This is a genomic window from Frigoribacterium sp. CFBP 8751 (assembly GCF_014841545.1).
GTDB lineage: Bacteria > Actinomycetota > Actinomycetes > Actinomycetales > Microbacteriaceae > Frigoribacterium.
The window spans coordinates 256,007-272,430 of sequence record NZ_JACYUB010000003.1 but is presented as its reverse complement, the minus strand read 5'-3'; the positions used below and the strand labels follow the sequence as shown (position 1 = coordinate 272,430).

General features: G+C 71.6%; 17 protein-coding genes. 7 read left to right on the top strand and 10 right to left on the bottom strand.

The features are described from left to right. Positions 1-29 precede the first annotated feature (29 nt). Positions 30-578: an adenylyltransferase/cytidyltransferase family protein gene (locus IFT88_RS10510; protein WP_369700699.1), complete on the top strand. Its 549-nt coding sequence runs from the start codon at positions 30-32 to the stop codon at positions 576-578. A 91-nt stretch (positions 579-669) separates the two neighbouring features. Continuing rightward, positions 670-1,236 carry a hypothetical protein gene (locus IFT88_RS10505; protein ID WP_137846848.1) on the top strand — a complete coding sequence of 189 codons (567 nt, stop codon included), beginning with the start codon at positions 670-672 and terminating at the stop codon, positions 1,234-1,236. Here IFT88_RS10505 and IFT88_RS10500 read toward each other — a convergent pair. From IFT88_RS10500 to IFT88_RS10485, 4 genes are all read right to left on the bottom strand, one after another. Beyond that, a complete protein-coding gene (locus IFT88_RS10500; protein ID WP_043594977.1) occupies positions 1,185-1,439 on the bottom strand; it encodes a hypothetical protein in 255 nt (84 codons plus the stop codon). The two genes, IFT88_RS10505 and IFT88_RS10500, sit on opposite strands and share 52 nt — an antisense overlap. Before the next feature lie 18 nt (positions 1,440-1,457). Then, positions 1,458-3,314, bottom strand: a complete 1,857-nt coding sequence (locus IFT88_RS10495; RefSeq protein WP_192120466.1) for a DEAD/DEAH box helicase family protein — start codon at positions 3,312-3,314, stop codon at positions 1,458-1,460. 11 nt (positions 3,315-3,325) lie between these two features. After that, the gene (dinB, locus tag IFT88_RS10490) at positions 3,326-4,609 is read right to left on the bottom strand and encodes a DNA polymerase IV (RefSeq protein WP_043594978.1); all 1,284 of its coding nucleotides are present in this window, start codon (positions 4,607-4,609) and stop codon (positions 3,326-3,328) included. 102 nt (positions 4,610-4,711) lie between these two features. Then, positions 4,712-5,914, bottom strand: a complete 1,203-nt coding sequence (locus tag IFT88_RS10485; RefSeq protein ID WP_342212134.1) for an acyl-CoA dehydrogenase family protein — start codon at positions 5,912-5,914, stop codon at positions 4,712-4,714. 22 nt (positions 5,915-5,936) lie between these two features. On the opposite strand from IFT88_RS10485, the gene IFT88_RS10480 reads away from it, so the two are divergent. Further along, a complete protein-coding gene (locus IFT88_RS10480) occupies positions 5,937-6,725 on the top strand; it encodes an SGNH/GDSL hydrolase family protein (protein ID WP_043594980.1) in 789 nt (262 codons plus the stop codon). A gap of 69 nt (positions 6,726-6,794) precedes the next feature. On the opposite strand, the gene IFT88_RS10475 is transcribed toward IFT88_RS10480, so the two are convergent. Together IFT88_RS10475 and IFT88_RS10470 are read right to left on the bottom strand one after the other, a co-directional pair. Then, positions 6,795-8,027 carry a D-alanyl-D-alanine carboxypeptidase gene (locus IFT88_RS10475; protein ID WP_192120463.1) on the bottom strand — a complete coding sequence of 411 codons (1,233 nt, stop codon included), beginning with the start codon at positions 8,025-8,027 and terminating at the stop codon, positions 6,795-6,797. After that, positions 8,024-8,851: a TrmH family RNA methyltransferase gene (locus tag IFT88_RS10470; protein WP_056226525.1), complete on the bottom strand. Its 828-nt coding sequence runs from the start codon at positions 8,849-8,851 to the stop codon at positions 8,024-8,026. Before IFT88_RS10470 ends, IFT88_RS10475 begins: the two co-directional genes overlap by 4 nt. 103 nt (positions 8,852-8,954) lie before the next feature. On the opposite strand from IFT88_RS10470, the gene IFT88_RS10465 reads away from it, so the two are divergent. Then, positions 8,955-9,797 carry an NAD-dependent protein deacetylase gene (locus IFT88_RS10465; RefSeq protein WP_043594983.1) on the top strand — a complete coding sequence of 281 codons (843 nt, stop codon included), beginning with the start codon at positions 8,955-8,957 and terminating at the stop codon, positions 9,795-9,797. Positions 9,798-9,808: 11 nt separating this feature from the next. Beyond that, entirely contained in the window at positions 9,809-10,474 is a 666-nt protein-coding gene (locus IFT88_RS10460) for a histidine phosphatase family protein (RefSeq protein WP_231567081.1), read from the top strand. A gap of 27 nt (positions 10,475-10,501) precedes the next feature. Here the strand turns inward: IFT88_RS10460 and IFT88_RS10455 are convergent, their stop codons facing one another. Next, positions 10,502-11,590 (bottom strand): glycosyltransferase family 4 protein, encoded by a 1,089-nt coding sequence (locus IFT88_RS10455; protein ID WP_192120461.1) that lies wholly within the window; start codon positions 11,588-11,590, stop codon positions 10,502-10,504. Further along, the gene (locus tag IFT88_RS10450; protein WP_342212133.1) at positions 11,587-12,492 is read right to left on the bottom strand and encodes an alpha/beta fold hydrolase; all 906 of its coding nucleotides are present in this window, start codon (positions 12,490-12,492) and stop codon (positions 11,587-11,589) included. Before IFT88_RS10450 ends, IFT88_RS10455 begins: the two co-directional genes overlap by 4 nt. A gap of 70 nt (positions 12,493-12,562) precedes the next feature. Between IFT88_RS10450 and treS the strand changes: the two genes are divergently transcribed. Next, complete coding sequence (gene treS, locus IFT88_RS10445) at positions 12,563-14,302, top strand: maltose alpha-D-glucosyltransferase (protein ID WP_056226520.1); 1,740 nt, start codon at positions 12,563-12,565, stop codon at positions 14,300-14,302. Between the two features lie 54 nt (positions 14,303-14,356). After that, entirely contained in the window at positions 14,357-15,079 is a 723-nt protein-coding gene (locus IFT88_RS10440; RefSeq protein ID WP_192120605.1) for an exonuclease domain-containing protein, read from the top strand. 185 nt (positions 15,080-15,264) lie between these two features. On the opposite strand, the gene IFT88_RS10435 is transcribed toward IFT88_RS10440, so the two are convergent. Continuing rightward, positions 15,265-15,513, bottom strand: a complete 249-nt coding sequence (locus IFT88_RS10435) for a type B 50S ribosomal protein L31 (protein ID WP_043594989.1) — start codon at positions 15,511-15,513, stop codon at positions 15,265-15,267. Between the two features lie 118 nt (positions 15,514-15,631). Beyond that, a complete protein-coding gene (locus IFT88_RS10430; protein ID WP_056226517.1) occupies positions 15,632-16,417 on the bottom strand; it encodes an ABC transporter ATP-binding protein in 786 nt (261 codons plus the stop codon). Positions 16,418-16,424 lie beyond the last annotated feature (7 nt).

Below are 16,424 nucleotides of genomic sequence, written 5' to 3'. Positions count from 1 at the left end.
AGCAGCACCCCTCCGAGAGGACCACACCCGTGGACGTCATCCCCACCCCCGCCACCGGCCTCGCCCTCGACCCCGTCGAGGTCGGGAGAGGACGAGGAGGCGCGGGCCGGGTCGGCTACGCGGCCGGCGCCTTCGACCTGTTCCACATCGGCCACCTGAACCTGCTGCGGCACGCGTCCGCGCAGTGCGACCACCTCATCGCCGGGGTCGTGTCCGACGAGATGCTGCAGGTGACGAAGGGGATCTCGCCGGTCGTCCCCCTCGCCGAACGACTCGAGATCGTCCGTCACATCGACGTCGTGGACGGCGTCCACGCCGAGACGGTGCCCGACAAGATGGACGTCTGGCGCGAGCTGCGTTTCGACGTCTTCTTCAAGGGCGACGACTGGCGGGGCACCGAGAAGGGCCTCCGGCTCGAGCGCGAGTTCGGGGAGGTGGGGGTCGAGGTCGTCTACTTCCCGTACACGATGAGCACGTCCAGCACGGTCCTCCGTCGCGCGCTCCGGGCCCTCTCGGGTGCACCGGGCCACGGCGCCGAACCGGTCACCGTCGGCGACTCCGTCCGGCTCCAGGGCTGACCGGTCCTCCCCAGCCCGGCATCGCCCGTCGACGACGGTGGCGACTGGGGAGAACCCACCGAGCGTCGTGGCGGCCCGAGATGCTCGATCCATGACACTCACCTCGGTCCTCGACACCACCCCCGCCCGACCGCCCGACGACGGGATCGGGGCCCGCGACGAGTGCGACCCGGCACGGGCCGTCGATCCGCACGCGCCCGTCCGCGACGTCGCCGACCTCGTCCGGCACGTCGAGGCCATCGTCCCCGTGGCGGTGCGTCGGCAGCTCTGGACGTTGTTCTTCGACGACGACGACGTCCCCCTGCCCCTCATGGTGCCGCTCGAGGGCATCCCCGAGGTGCCCGACACCTCCGCCCTGGACCACTACGGTGACGCCCTGGCGGCCGTCGCCACGGAGTTCGGCGCCGGGACCGTGGCGTTCGTCCTCGAGAGGGTCGGGGCCGCGTCGTGCGGTCCTTCGGATCGTCGGTGGGCTGAAGGGCTCCGGGCGCTCGGTCGAGCACGACCGTTCGAGGTCCGACCGGTCCTGCTGTGCGGCGACGACGGCGTGTCCGTGCTCGACGCGGGCCGCGGAACGGGCGGACGCACAGCACGGGGTGGTGTCCCTCAGGCGTCCTCGAGCCCCGTCCGCCTGGTCGACATCGTCCGCCTGCCCTGACCCTGCTCGCGGTCGACGAGGCGCCACCAGGCGGTCTCGGCGAGTTCCGGGGACGTGTAGACGCCCAGTCGGGCCGGCTCGGCGTCGGTCGGACTCCACCGGCTGAGCCGGTACCCGCCGCCGAAACGCTCGACGACAGCCTCGGGGGCCGCCTCGGGATCGGCGCGCACGGTCCACCGATCGGGGACGTTCTCGTCGAGCATCGGTCGATCGTACCCGGGTCAGGCGCGCTGGCCGAGGCGACCGCGCAGCACGTCGATGCGCTTCTGGATCTGCTCGGTGCTGGCCTGGGCGACCGACGGCCCCCCGCTGATGCGCCTGAGGTCGGCGTGGATCAGCCCGTGCGGCTCGTTCGAATGACGTGACCAGATCGACACCAGCCTGCTGAGCTCTTGCCGCTGCTCTTTGATCGTCTGGTAGAGCGGCCGGGCCTCGTCGACCGGAACGGTCGTCGGCAACCCGGTCTTCGGAGCCCGTCGTGCCTGAGTCGCCTGGCGCTGCCGCAGCAGGTCGCGCACCTGATCGGGCTCGAGCAGACCGGGGATGCCGATGAAGTCGAGTTCTTCGAGACTGCCGATCTCGCCTCCGGTGCCGAACTCGCCTCCGTCGTAGAGCACCCGGTCGAACGACGCCTGCGAGTCGAGGGCCTCGAACGGTTGCTGCTCGAGAAGGCTCGACGCCTTCTCGTCGCGGTTGGCCGCAGCCATCATGTCTTCCTCGGGCGCGAACAACCCGTCGTCGGCGTCGGTGGGCCGGTCGAGCGCGTGGTCGCGTTGCAGCTCGAGCTGGTTGGCCAGGGCCATCAGGCTGGGCACGCTCGGCAGGAAGATCGATGCGGTCTCACCCCGTCGCCGGGCCCGGACGAACCGACCGACGACCTGGGCGAAGAAGAGCGGCGTCGAGGCCGAGGTGGCGTACACGCCGACGGCGAGCCGCGGGACGTCGACGCCTTCGGACACCATGCGGACGGCGACCATCCAGCGGCTGTCACCGTCGGAGAAGGCCTGGATGCGGTCGGAGGCGGCCTTCTCGTCGCTCAGGACGACGGTCGGGCGCTCGCCCGTGAGCTTCTGCAACACCGCCGCGTACTGCCGAGCCGCGGTGTGGTCGGTGGCGATGACCAGACCGCCGGCGTCGGGAACGCCCCGGCGCACCTCGGTGAGACGCTTGTCGGCCGCCGAGAGGACGGCCGGGATCCAGTCGCCCTGGGGTGAGAGCGCAGTGCGCCAGGCCTGAGCCGTGATGTCCTTCGTCACGGCTTCGCCGAGGGATGCGCTCATCTCGTCGCCCATCCGGGTGCGCCAGCGCATCTGCCCGGCGTACGCCATGAAGAGGACGGGACGTACGACACCGTCGGCGAGGGCGCGACCGTAGCCGTAGGAGTAATCCGCCCTCGAGGTGCGGATGCCGTGCTCGTCGGGCGCGTACTGCACGAACGGGATCGGTGCCGTGTCGGACCGGAACGGGGTGCCCGTCAAGGAGAGGCGGCGGGTCGCGCCCGTGTAGGCCTCGCGGATGCCGTCGCCCCAACTGAGCGCGTCGCCGCCGTGGTGCACCTCGTCGAGGATCACGAGGGTGCGACCGGCCGTCGTGATGGCCTTGTGCACCTCGGGCTTCATGCCGACCTGGGCGTAGGTGACGGCGATGCCGTGGTAGTGCCGCCCGAACGTGCCGTCGGCGTTCTTGAACATCGGATCGAGGCGGAGGTTGACCCGGTCGGCGGCGTCGGCCCACTGGCGCTTCAGGTGCTCGGTGGGAGCGACGACCACGACACGGTCGACCTCGCCGCGGGACAGGAGCTCGGTCGCGAGGCGGAGGGCGAACGTCGTCTTGCCGGCGCCCGGCGTGGCCGCCGCGAGGAAGTCCCTCGGCATCGTCGAGAAGTACAGCTCGAGGGCGTCGGCCTGCCACGCGCGCAACTTGCTGGCGGTGCCCCAAGCGGCCCGCTCGGGGAACGCGGGCGAGAGATGTTCGGCGGCCGAGTTGCCTGCCGAGACGCCGACGTCGAGCGGGTCGGACGACGGGCCGTCGAGGTGCTGCTCACCCCCGGCGGGGTCGGATGCGTTGGCGGTGCTCACTCGAACCGAGTTTACCCTCGACCGGCGTCGTCGACGGACGCGGCACCGGCATCTCGACCGGAGGTGCCGGGTCGACGTCGCGAGGCGCCGAGCAGCGAGGCGGGCGTCAGCATGGCCGACCCGAACTTGGCCCGGAGGGCGTCCATGGTCGACTCCGCCTCGCGCCAGTCGGCGTCGTCGTCCCACAGGCCGAGCGAATCACCGCCCGTCCCCTCGCTGAGCTGTTCGACGCGCACGCCGACGAGCCGGATGCGTTCGTGCTGCTTCCCCGTGGCTTCGTAGAGGGAGACGACCTCGTCGTAGATGCGGCGACCGAGGTCGGTCGGGTCGGCGAGCGTCCGAGACCGCGTGATCGTCACGAAGTCGGTGGTCCGCAGCTTGAGCACGACCGTGCGGCCGCTCACGCCCGCGGCCCGCAGGCGGGTGCCGACCTTGTCGCTCAAGCGGAGGAGTTCGCGTCGGACGACGACCGGGTCGACGACGTCGGTGCCGAAGGTGTTCTCGTTGCCGACGCTCTTCTCGGCCGTCTCGGTGTGCACGCTGCGGGGATCGCGGCCCCACGCCAGGTCGTGCAGCTTCGCGCCAGCCGCCGGCCCGACCGCGTGGACGAGCATGTCGAGGGGGGCCGCGGCGACGTCGCCGACCGTTCGCAGGCCACGGTCGAGCAGCACCTGCTCGGTCTTGCCCCCTACCCCCCAGAGAGCGCTGATCGGCCGCGGGTGGAGGAAGGCCAGGGTGTGACGGTGCGGCACGAGCAGGAGCCCGTCGGGCTTGGCGACGCTCGAGGCGAGCTTGGCGACGAACTTGGTCGACGCGGCACCGATGCTGCAGTGCAGGCCGGTCTCGGCGTGCACCCGACGACGAAGTGCCGTGGCGATCTCGAACGGGGAGCCCATGAGGCGGATCGACCCGCTGACGTCGAGGAACGCCTCGTCGATGCCGAGGCGCTCGACCAGTGGCGTGACGTCGTCGAACATCGACATGACGCGCGAGGACCAGTGCTGGTACTTCTCGAAGTGCGGTTCGAGCACGACCGCCTGAGGGCAGCGACGCAACGCGATCGCCATGGGCATCGCCGAGTTGACCCCGTACTTGCGTGCCTCGTAGGTGGCGGCCGTGACGACCGAACGGTCGGAGCGGTGCCCGATGACCACGGGTCGCCCCCGCAACTCGGGGTGGTCGAGCAGTTCGACGGAGGCGAAGAAGGCGTCCATGTCGACGTGGAAGATCGGTGCGGTCGCATCGTCCGTCGGCACCGTGGTGACGAGTCGCCCGCTGCCGTCTTGTTTGCTCACCGGAGCATCCTCACACGAGCCACCGACATCGGCGTCGCCCGGGACGCGGTCCCCCGGGCCGCCCGGGTGACGGGTCCCGCCTCGACCGGGCGTGCGAGCCCGTCAGGCCCCCGGTCCGAGCAGCGCCGCCGCGATCGTGGCGTGCGCCGAGTCGGTGCTCGACGGGTGGAAACGTCCGGCGAGGACGTCGCGCTGCAGGCGCCCGAGCTCGGATGACGACCGGTACGACGAACCCCCGGCGACGGTGACCGCCTGCTCGACCACCGCGCGGGCCGTCTCGGTGGCGCGCGTCTTGAGCCCGACCACGAGCCTCGGCCAGTCGGCACCGTGGTCGACGAGCGCGTCGACATCCCGCGCGACCTGGTCCACCTGGGGTTCGAGCCCGTCGACCGCCAGCCCCGCGTCGGCGACGCGCCACCGCAGGACCGGGTCGAGCGCCCTGGCCGCTCCCCCGGCGCGTCTCGAGGTCGTCCCGAGGGCCGACTCGACGGCGAGCTCGAGGGCCCGGCGGGCGAGTCCCCGGTAGACGGCGGCGACGGTCGTCTCGAACACGGCGAAGACGGCGAAGACGAACGGGTCGGCGCTCGGGCCGACGGGCAGTCGACGAACGATGCGCGAGGCGGGGACCTCGACTCCGGCGAGCCGGGTCGTGTGGCTCTGCGTCGCGCGCATGCCGACGGTGTCCCAGTCCTCGAGCGAGGCGTGGCCCGGCTGGTCGCGGTGCACGAACCCGTGGACGAGGGCCGGCGAGTCCGGGTCGGAGTCGTCCCGTCCGAAGACGCCGAGGCGCGTCCAGACCGGCGAGAGCGAGGTGGAGACCTTCGTGCCGGTGAACCGGTAGCCGCCGTCGCCCGTGGGGTCGGCCGAGGTCACCGAGTCGAACAGGACGAGGTCGTTGCCGGGCTCGCTGACGCCGAAGGCGAAGACCTCGTCGTGGGCGGCGTCCTCGAGCACGAGGTCGAGCGAGTCGTCGCCCCGGGCGTGCAGCACGGCCGCGCACCCGGTCCAGACCAGGTGCATGTTGACCGCCAGCGCCGTCGCCGGGGCCGCGGTCGCGAGGCGCGACTGCAGGGACGCGACCCGCTCGAGTCCGAGACCCGCGCCTCCTCGGTCGGTCGGGACGAAGGCCCGCAGGTAGCCGCGCTCACGCAGCTCGGCGAGGTCGTCGTGGGGGAACGTGTTCTCGCGGTCGTGGCCCGCGGCCCGCCCCCGGAAGCGTTCGAGCAGCCCGTCGGGCAGCAGCTCGTCGGGCGACCAGGAGGCGCGGGTCGGGTCGGACGCGGGGGCGGGCTTCGGTGCGGGCACGCGTCGAGAGTAGTTTGGTCGCATGAGTCAGCAACACCCGTGGTCCCGTTACGTCGCCCTCGGCGACTCGTTCACCGAGGGGATAGGCGACCCCGAGGAGCGCTCCCCCGGGGGCCACCGGGGCTGGGCCGACCGCGTCGCCGAGGTGTTGGGCGCCTCGACCGAGGACTTCGCCTACGCGAACCTCGCCGTCCGGGGCCGCCTGTTGAAGCAGATCATCGACGAGCAGTCCGAGGCCGCGCTCGCCCTGAGGCCCGACCTCATCTCGGTCTCGGCCGGGGGCAACGACATCATCCGCCCCGGCACCGACCCCGACGAGGTCGCCGCGGGCTTCGAAGGGCTGGTCGCACGACTGCGGTCCGACGGTGCCACGGTCGTGGTCTTCACCGGGCCCGACATCGGCCTCACCCCGGTCCTCGGTCGCCTGCGCGGCAAGGTCGCGATCTACAACGAGCACGTCCACGCCATCGCGCTGCGGCACGACGCCGTGGTCGCCGACATGTGGGCGCTGCGTCAGCTCGTCGACCCACGCATGTGGGCACCGGACCGGCTGCACTTCAGCCCCCTCGGCCACCACACGATCGCACGGATGGTCCTGCAGGCCCTCGCGGTCGAGAACGACCTCGCCCCCTATGCACCCGAGCCGCTCGAGCGCCGACCGTGGCGCAGCGCCCGGGCCGACGACATGGGCTGGGCGCGCGAGTACCTCGTGCCCTGGGTCGTGCGTCGCATCCGACACCAGTCGTCGGGCGACTTCGTCCAGGCCAAGCGTCCGGACGCCGTCATGATGGTCCATCGCGACGACGTCTGACCGGTCGGCGTCCGGTCGGTCGCCGCTCGACGGTTCGCCGTGCGACGGGTCGCCGTGCGAACGGTCGTCTCAGAGCACCTCGTCGGGGTGCGTCAGTCGCCACCACGCCCCGGGCTCGCCGATGGTCGTGTCGAGCTCGAGGGGCACGACGTGCCGTTCTCCGTCGACGGTGAACGTGACGTCACCCACGCGGGTGCCGGCCGGGGCCGCCCCCACGTCGTCGGTCTCGACCGAGGCCTCGACGGCCTCGTCGCCCCAGACGAGCACGCTGGCGTCCTCCGCGGCCACCGCACGGGCGGCGTCGCCCCAGGGCAGGTCGTAATCGGCGAAGGCGTCACCGCGGGTGGTCAGCGTGACGGTCCGGAAGCGGTCGGCGACGCTGGAGAGCAGGGCCTGCACGTCGCGGTCCAGCTGGTCGTGGTCGACGCCGCCGAGCATGGCGCCCACGACCGTGACCTGCTGACCGCCGATCGTGTAGTCCGCCGCGAACAGCAGGCAGGCGCCCGCCTCGTCGAGGGTGCCCGTCTTGATGCCGACGACGCCGTCCAGCCCGAGCAGCTCGTTGCTGTTGCTGATCTCGCCGATGCCGGGCACGGTCGTCGTCGCCGTGCCGACCGTGCGGGCGACGTCGGGGTCGGCCAGGGCCAGCCGCCCGAGTTCGATCAGGTCGGTCGAGGTGCTCGTGTTCTGCGGCGACAGCCCGGTCGGCTCGACGAGCGTCGTCGAGGTGAGGTCGTGGTCGGCGAGCCAGGCCCGCGCGGCGTCGACGAAGGCCTGGTCGCTGCCGAACGCCCACCGGGCCAGCACCTCGGCGTAGTTGTTGGCGGACTCGATGAGCATGACCTCGAGCACCTGGCGTTCGGTGAGGGCCTGCCCGGCGGCCATCGGTGCCACCTTGCCGTTCTGCGCCCGGTACGCGTCGACCAGGGCCGCCTCTGCCGGGCCGAAGGTCAACGTCGGACCGTCGCCGCCGTCGAGCGGTCTCTCGTCGAGGACGACGAGGGCCGTGACCACCTTGCTGATGCTCGCGATCGGGCGGGGCCGTTCGTCGCCGCTCGTCGTGAGGCTGTCGTCCCAGCCGATCGCCTCGACCGCCGTCGCACCGTACGAGGGGAAGGTGAGATCGGGGCTCGCCTCGGCCGGCGCGGTGTAGGCGGCGACGTCCGCCGCGGCGGGTGCCAGCGGGCTGAGCAGGGCGAGGGGGACGTACCCGCCGACGGCGACGATCAGGGCGAGCAGCGCGATCACGCCCACGCGCCTCCGGACGACGCCCGGACGACGACGCCCGTCGACGCCGGTCACGCGACCGCCTCGGACCCGCCCGCCGGCACGCGGAGGGCCCAGAGGGCCACGGCCGAGGCGGCGGCCACGTTGAGGCTGTCGACGCCGTGCAGCATCGGGATGGTGACGACGGTGTCGGCGGCCTGCAGGGCGGCACGGCTGAGTCCGTCACCCTCGGTGCCGAGCAGAAGGGCGACGCGGCCAGGAGGCGCGGCCGCGTAGGAGTCGAGGGTCACCGCGTCGTCGCTCAGCGCCAGGGCGGCCACCTCGAACCCCGCCTCACGGAGCAACTCGGCACCGGCCGGCCACTCGGGGAGGCGCGTCCACGGGACCTGCAGGACGGTGCCCATGCTGACGCGGACGCTGCGGCGGTAGAGCGGGTCGGCGCAGCGCGGGGTGATGAGCACGGCGTCCGCCCCCAGGCCCGCGACGGCGCGGAAGATCGCGCCCACGTTCGTGTGGTCGACGATGTCCTCGAGCACGACGACGCGCCGCGCGCCGTCGAGCACCGACTCGACCGTGGGCAGCTCGGGACGGTGCATGGCGGCGAGGGCGCCACGGTGCAGGTGGTAGCCGGTGAGGGTCTCGAGCAGGGCCGCGTCGCCGACGAAGATCTCGCCCTCGTGGTCGGCCACGAGGGGCTCGATGTCGGGCAGCCAGCGGTCCGTCATCAGCACCGACCGGGGCACGTGGCCCGCTCGCAGCGCCCGTTCGATGACCTTGGTCGACTCGGCGATGTAGAGCCCGCCCTCGGGCTCGGACACGCGCCGCAGGGCGACGTCGGTGAGCCGGTTGTAGTCGGCGAGTGCCTCGTGGTCGAGGTCGGTGATGCGGGTGACGTGCACGGTGCTCCACGGGGGACGGCCCCGGCGGACGGGCGACCGCTGGAATCGAATCGGAGGGGGACGCGTTTAGGCTAGCGTCACCGCACCCGAAGGAGCCCCACCCGTGTCGAACGCCCCCGCGGCCCCCACCGACGAGCAGGCCCTCGAGGCCGCGGTCGAGGCCCTCCGCGGGCGCCGCGTGGCCGTGCTCACCGGGGCGGGGGTCAGCACCGACTCGGGCATCCCGGACTACCGGGGCGAGGGTGCTCCGCCACGCAACCCCATGACCTTCCAGCAGTTCCTCTCGAGCGAGAGCTACCGCAAGCGCTACTGGGCCGGCAGCCACCTCGGCTGGAAGTCCTTCCGTGCCGCCGGGCCCAACGAGGGGCATCGCGCGCTGGCCCGGCTCGAGGCCGCCGGCGTCACGAACGGCGTCATCACCCAGAACGTCGACAACCTGCACGTCCGCGCCGGGTCGCGCCGGGTCGTCGACCTGCACGGCACCGTCGACCGCGTCGTCTGCCTCACCTGCGGGCAGGCGTTCGCCCGCGACATGGTGGCGGCCCGCCTCGCCGCCGAGAACCCCTGGATCGACGAGCCCGACCAGGTGCGGCTCGCGCCGGACGGCGACGTCGAGGTGCACGACATCGACGCGTTCGTCGTGCCGACCTGCACGGTGTGCGGCGGCCTGCTCAAACCCGACGTCGTGTTCTTCGGCGAGTTCGTGCCCACCGAGCGGTTCGCCGAGGCGCGCTCGATGGTCGTCGGCGCCGAAGCGCTGCTCGTCGCCGGCTCGTCGCTCGTCGTCAACAGCGGCATCCGCCTGCTCGACCAGGCGACGCGCCGCAAGCTGCCCGTGGTCGTCCTGAACCGGGGCGTCACCAAGGGCGACTCTCGGGCCACGGTTAAGCTGGACGCCGGCACGTCGGAGACCCTGACGGCCCTGGCCGAGCACCTGGGCGCGTAGCCTCCCGGGCCGTGCCCACCGGAGGAACGATGACGCTCTTGTACCTGGTCCGCCACGGCGAGACCGACTGGAACCGCGCCCGACGCATCCAGGGCTCCACCGACATCCCCCTGAACGACCTCGGTCGCTCGCAGGCCCGAGAGGCGGGCGACCTGCTCGCGCGCCGCCGGTTCGACGCCGTCGTCGCCAGCCCTCTCTCGCGGGCGGCCGAGACCGGGTCGATCATCGCCGAGCGCCTGGGCCTGGCCGCGCCCGAGCTCGCCCCCGAGGTCGCCGAGCGCCGCTACGGCGACGCCGAGGGCCTGACCGGCGAGCAGGTCGAGGCACGGTTCCCCACGGGCACCCCGGTGCCCGGCCGCGAGAGTCGCGGGGCCCTCGTCGCGCGGGTGCTGCCCGCCCTCGCCGCGATCGCCGCCCGGTACGGCGACGGCGCGTCCGTGGTCGTCGCGACGCACGGCGCGGTCATCCGGGCGGTGGTGAACCACGTCTCCCCCGACACCGACGCGCACCTCGGCGTGCCCATCCGCAACGGGTCCATCCACTCGTTCGAGTTCGCGGGCGACGCCCTGACGCTGCGCGAGTTCGACGACCCGATCGAGGTCGAGTCCGAACGCCCGGGCACCTACTCCTTCGAGTACCAGAACCCCCTCGAGCGCGACGCGGCCGATCCGGCCTGAGCGCCCGTCCGGTCGGTGACCGGGGCGTCAGCGTCCCGAGCGTCGACGTCGGTGGCTGCCCGCCGCGGCGACGTCGGCCAGCAGGCGCAGCAGCACGTCGGCCGAGTCACGCCAACTGAACCGGGCGGCCTGCTCGACCGACGCGGCCGAGCGCGCCTCCCACTCGCCCTCGAGCCGACGGACGGCGGCGGCGATCGACGCAGGCGACGACGGGTCGAAGTAGAGCGCCGCGTCGCCACCGATCTCACGGAAGATCGGGATGTCGCTGACCACGGCCGGCGTGCCGAGCGCCATGCCCTCGACGAGCGGGATGCCGAATCCCTCGGCGCGCGAGGCCGTCACGACGGCGGTCGCACCGAGCAGCGTCTCGCGGTACTCGTCGTCGCTCGCCCCGTCGTGGAAGACCAGCGCCCCGGCGGGCGCCAGGGCCGCCAAGGAGGCGCGCTCGGCCTCGGACACCCGGCTCATCAGGTGCAGTCGGTACCCGTCGAGCAACGGCAGTGCCCTGGCCAGCGCGGTCACGTTCTTGTACGGCATGAACGACCCCATGTAGACGAGGTCGCGCCGCGCGGGTGCGGTGCGGCGCTCGACCGCGTCGACCGGGTCGGCCGCGTTGTACACCACCGTCACGGGACGCCGGGTCAGCCGGTGGCGACGCATCTCGTCACGGGTCGTACGGCTCACCGTGACGACCGAGTCGGCTCGGTCCAGCAACACCCTCTGCGGCCACCAGGCCAGGTGGTACAGCCGCCACAGCAGCTTGATCGGCAGGGCGAACTCGGGTGGTGGCGTGCGGTTCGTGTAGTAGATCAGGTCGTGCAGGGTCAGCACGAGCGGGTACCGGCGGCCGGCCGAGCCCATGGTCTGCATGGGCGACCAGACGACGTCGGGACGCAGCCGGTTCACCTGCCGGGCCACGAGGGGCTCGAGGACGCTCGTGGGCGCGCTGACGAGCAGGTGCGGCTGGTCGGGCAGCTTGTCGAGCTGACGCGGGTCGCTGACGAGCATCGTCACCTCGTGGCGCTCGGCCAGGGCCGACACGACGCCGGCGCTGAACCGGCTGATGCCGTCGTGGCGTCCGACACGGACGTACCGGCAGTCGACGACGATCCTCATCGGACGAACGCCCCGATCGCGGCGGCGGCCTGGCGCGGCTTCTCGTAGTGGATCAGGTGGCCGACCCCCTCGATCACGTCGAGCGTCGCGTCGCGGAAGAGACCCTGCAGCCGGTGCTGTGCCGGCAGGGCGGTGATGTCGTCGCGGTCGGCGGCGATCAGCAGGGTGGGTACCGCGACGCGGGCCGCGTACGTGCTCACGTCGCTCGAGACGGAGGCGCGGAACGCGTCGAGCACCACGCGACGGTCCGAGAAGCGCGAGAAGAAGCTGTCGTGCTGGTCGTGGATCCACCGGCGCAGGGCCCGGTCGTGCGTCTTGACCATCGCGAGGCTGGTGATCCGCGTGACGGCGGCGTTCTGCAGCACCTGCTGACCGGCGCGTTCGGGCAGGGCCGCGCCGGCCCAGTAGTAGAAGACGGCCAGCCGCGTCACGACGCCGCGCGGGCCCTGCAGGGCGGGAGCGGCGATCGGGTTGACCAGGATCAGCCGGGAGGCGCGGAGCCCGTCGGCCACCGCGGCCGAGGTGACGATCGAGCCGAACGAGTGCCCCAGCACCACGACGTCGTCACCGAGCGAGAGGGTCGCCACGAACTCGGTCAGCCAGCCCGCGTACGCCGCGACGCTGTGCTCGCCGTCCAGCGGGGTCGACTCGCCGAAGCCCGGCAGGTCGGGCATGACCACCCGCACGTGGTCGAGGTGCGCCACGACCGGTTCGAGACCGTGGTGGTCGCCCCGGAAGCCGTGCACCGCGACGACGGTGACCCGCGCCTCCTGCCCTTCGGGCGGTTCGTACGTCCAGTACCGCGTGAGGCTGCCGGCGACCTCGACGGCGTCGTCGCGCACCGGTCGGGCGTCGAGGAGGGCACGGTACGGCGACTTCACGCGCGGGGGTCGGACGATCACGCGCCCGAGTCTACGAGCGACGCGCTGGGCGGAGTGCGCGCCCCGGGTCGCGCGCCCGTAGGGTGGGCGGGTGAGCTTCACTGCCCCGATCCAGCAGCCCGGACTGACCCTCGACCCCAACTGGCACCGCCGGGCGGTGTTCTACGAGGTGATGGTGCGGTCGTTCGTCGACAGCAACGGCGACGGAGCGGGTGACCTGCAAGGTCTGCTCACCCGTCTGGACTACCTGCAGTGGCTCGGCGTCGACGCCCTCTGGCTGCCGCCGTTCTTCCAGTCGCCCCTGCGCGACGGCGGCTACGACATCCAGGACTACAAGGCGATCCTGCCCGAGTTCGGCACGCTCGACGAGTTCCGCGACCTCGTGACCAAGTCGCACGAGCGCAACATGCGCATCGTCATCGACATGGTGCTGAACCACACGAGCGACCAGCACGAGTGGTTCCAGCAGAGCCGCGAAGACCCCGAGGGTCCCTACGGCGACTTCTACGTCTGGCGCGACACCGACGAGGAGTACTCGAACATCCGCGTCATCTTCGTCGACACCGAAGAGTCCAACTGGACGTTCGACCCGGTACGCCGTCAGTTCTTCTTCCACCGCTTCTTCTCGCACCAGCCCGACCTCAACTTCGAGAACCCCGCCGTCCAGGAGGCGGTCTTCGACGTCGTCCGTCACTGGCTGTCGATGGGCGTCGACGGCCTCCGGCTCGACGCGATCCCCTACCTGTTCGAGACCGAAGAGGGAAACGGCGAGGGCGAGCCGGCCACCCACGACCTGATCAAGCGCCTGCGCGCGATGGTCGACGAAGAGTTCCCCGGACGCGTGCTCATCGCCGAGGCCAACCAGTGGCCGGCCGAGACGGCGGCGTTCTTCGGCACCGAGGACGAGCCGGAGTGCCACATGGCCTTCGACTTCCCGGTCATGCCGCGCATCTTCTACTCGCTCCGCGCCCAGAGCGCCGACGAGCTCAAGCGCATCCTCTCCGAGACCACCGAGGTGCCGCCGGGGGCCGCCTGGGCGGTGTTCCTCCGCAACCACGACGAGCTCACCCTCGAGATGGTCAGCGAGGAGTACCGGCAGGCGATGTACGGCTGGTACGCCTACGACCCGCGCATGCGGTCCAACATCGGCATCCGCCGCCGTCTCGCCCCGCTGCTCGACAACTCGCGTGCCGAACTCGAACTCGTGCACGCTCTGCTGTTCTCGTTGCCCGGCAGCCCGTTCCTGTACTACGGCGACGAGATCGGCATGGGCGACAACATCTGGCTGCCGGACCGCGACTCGTCCCGTACGCCCATGCAGTGGACGCCCGACCGCAACGCCGGTTTCTCGACCGCCGACCCGGGCAAGCTCTTCCTGCCCGTCGTCCAGTCGCTCGTCTACAACTACAACCTGGTGAACGTCGAGAGCCAGCTGGCGCAGTCACGGTCGCTCCTGCACTGGGTGCGCAACGTCATCCACGTGCGCAAGGCCCACCCGACCTTCGGCCTCGGCACCCTCGAGGTGCTCGAGACCAACCAGGAGTCCGTCCTGTCGTTCGTCCGTTCGTACGAAGGGGCGGGGACGCAGTTCGGCGACTCGGCCGAGGACATCCTCTGCGTCTTCTCGTTCGGTCACAACCCGACCTCGGTCGACATCGTGGCCCCGCAGTTCGCCGGACGCACGTTGTTCGACCTGTTCGGCGGAGCGCAGTTCCCCTCGTTCGACGACGAGGGGAAGGTCACGCTGACCCTCGGGACGCAGGCGTTCTTCTGGTTGCACGTCGGCGACGTGCCTGCTGCGGCGGCATCCGCTGTCGGTGGCGCCTCCTAAACTCGCAGGGTGACTGACACCGAGACGACCGGCACCGCTCCCGACCTCGCGGCCGTGGGCGAGCCGCCGGCCGCCTGGTGGCAGGCGCTCGGCGTCTTCGACCTCGAGACCACCGGCATCGACGTCGAGACGGCCCGCATCGTGACCGCCCACGTCGGCTTGATCGACGCCACCGGGGCCACCGTCGCGCACGGCGAGTGGTTGGCCGACCCGGGCGTCGAGATCCCCGAGCAGGCCAGTGCCGTGCACGGCATCTCCACCGAGCAGGCCCGCGCCGAGGGGCGTCCGGCCGACGAGGTCGTGGCCGAGATCGTCGCGGCCATCCGGGCCGTCTTCGCCCGCGGCGTACCGTTGGTCGTCTACAACGCGCCGTACGACCTCACCCTGCTGGACCGCGAGGCTCGCCGCCACGGCGTCGAGCCGTTGGGCGAGGTCGGCGAGATCGGCTGCGTCGTCGACCCCCTCGTCATCGACAAGGCCGTCGACACCTATCGCAAGGGCAAGCGCACCCTCGAGGCCGCCGCCGCGGTCTACGGTGTGTCGCTCGACGACGCGCACGACGCCGGGGCCGACGCGATCGCCGCGGGTCGCGTTGCCCAGGCCATGGCCAAGCGGTACCCCGACCGGCTCGACGTGCCCGTCACCGAGCTGCACGACCTCCAGGTCGGCTGGTGCTCGACGCAGGCCGAGAGCTTCCAGCAGTACATGCGCCGTGCGAAAGACCCCACCTTCACCGCTCACGGTGACTGGCCGCACCGCCCGCTCCCGTTCGCCTGAACGGGGTCGTGCCGCACGCCTCCTCGGGGCACCCGGCCTCTCGTGCTCTCCACATGACTCGACGTCGCGTCCCCACCCGAGGCGTGTCCGCCCGGGCCGTGTCCACCCGGGGCGTGTCCGATCGGGTACGCGAAAGAGGCGGCCCACCGAAGTGGACCGCCTCTGACGGGGTTGCGGGCCGAAGCCTACTTGCCGAAGTTCTTGTAGCGCGAGTTGAACTTCTCGACGCGACCGGCCGAGTCGAGGATGCGCTGCTTGCCCGTGTAGAACGGGTGCGACTCGGACGAGATCTCGACGTCGATGACCGGGTAGGTCTCACCGTCGAGCTCGATGGTCTTGTCGCTCGTCGTGGTGGAGCGCGTGAGGAACGTGGCGCCCGACGCGAGGTCCCGGAAGACGATCTGCTTGTACTCGGGGTGGATGTCGGTCTTCATGATTGTCCTAGGTCTAGCGAACGAGTGATGATGGTGAGTTCAGGAGGCACGCGCAGCGACGCTGCGGACCAGCTGTCAACGATACCAGACCGACGGCCTGGATCGTAGGAGGCGCGGGTCAGCCGGCCGCGCGGGCCGAGTACCGGCCCCCGTCGGACTCGACCCGCAGCTCGACGCCGAAGGTCGCGCCGAGGGTCTCGGCGGTGATGACCTCGTCGAGCGGACCGGCGGCCACGACGGAGCCGTGGTCGAGCAGCAGGGCGTGCGTGAATCCCCTGGGGATCTCTTCGACGTGGTGGGTCACCATGACGATGGCCGGAGCACCCTCGGACGAGGCGTAGCCCGACAGCATCTGCAGCAGCTCTTCACGGGCGCCGAGGTCGAGGCTGGCGGCCGGCTCGTCGAGCAACAGCAGCTCGGGGTCGGTCATGACCGAGCGCGCGATCTGGACCCGCTTCTGCTCGCCGTCGCTCAGTTCGCCGAAGGTACGGTCCGCGAGGTGGTCGAGCTTCCACTCGTCGAGCACGCGGTGCGCCCGACGGACGTCGACGCCCTCGTACTCTTCGTTCCAGCGCCCGGTGACCGAGTAGGCGGCCGTCAGGACGACGTCGACGACCTTTTCCTTCGCCGGGATGCGCCGGGCGATGGCCGTCGAGGCGAAGCCGATGCGCGGCCTCAGGTCGAACAGGTCGACGGAGCCGAGATCGGAGCCGAGGATGCTGGCCTCGCCCGAGGACGGGTGGCTCTGCGCGGCGGCGACCTGCAGCAGGCTCGTCTTGCCGGCACCGTTCGGGCCGAGCACGACCCAGCGCTCGTCGGAGTCGACCGTCCAGGTCAGTTTGTCGACGACGGCGGTGCCGCCTCGGACGATCGAGACATCGGTGAGCTGCAGGACGGTAGGCATGGTCCTC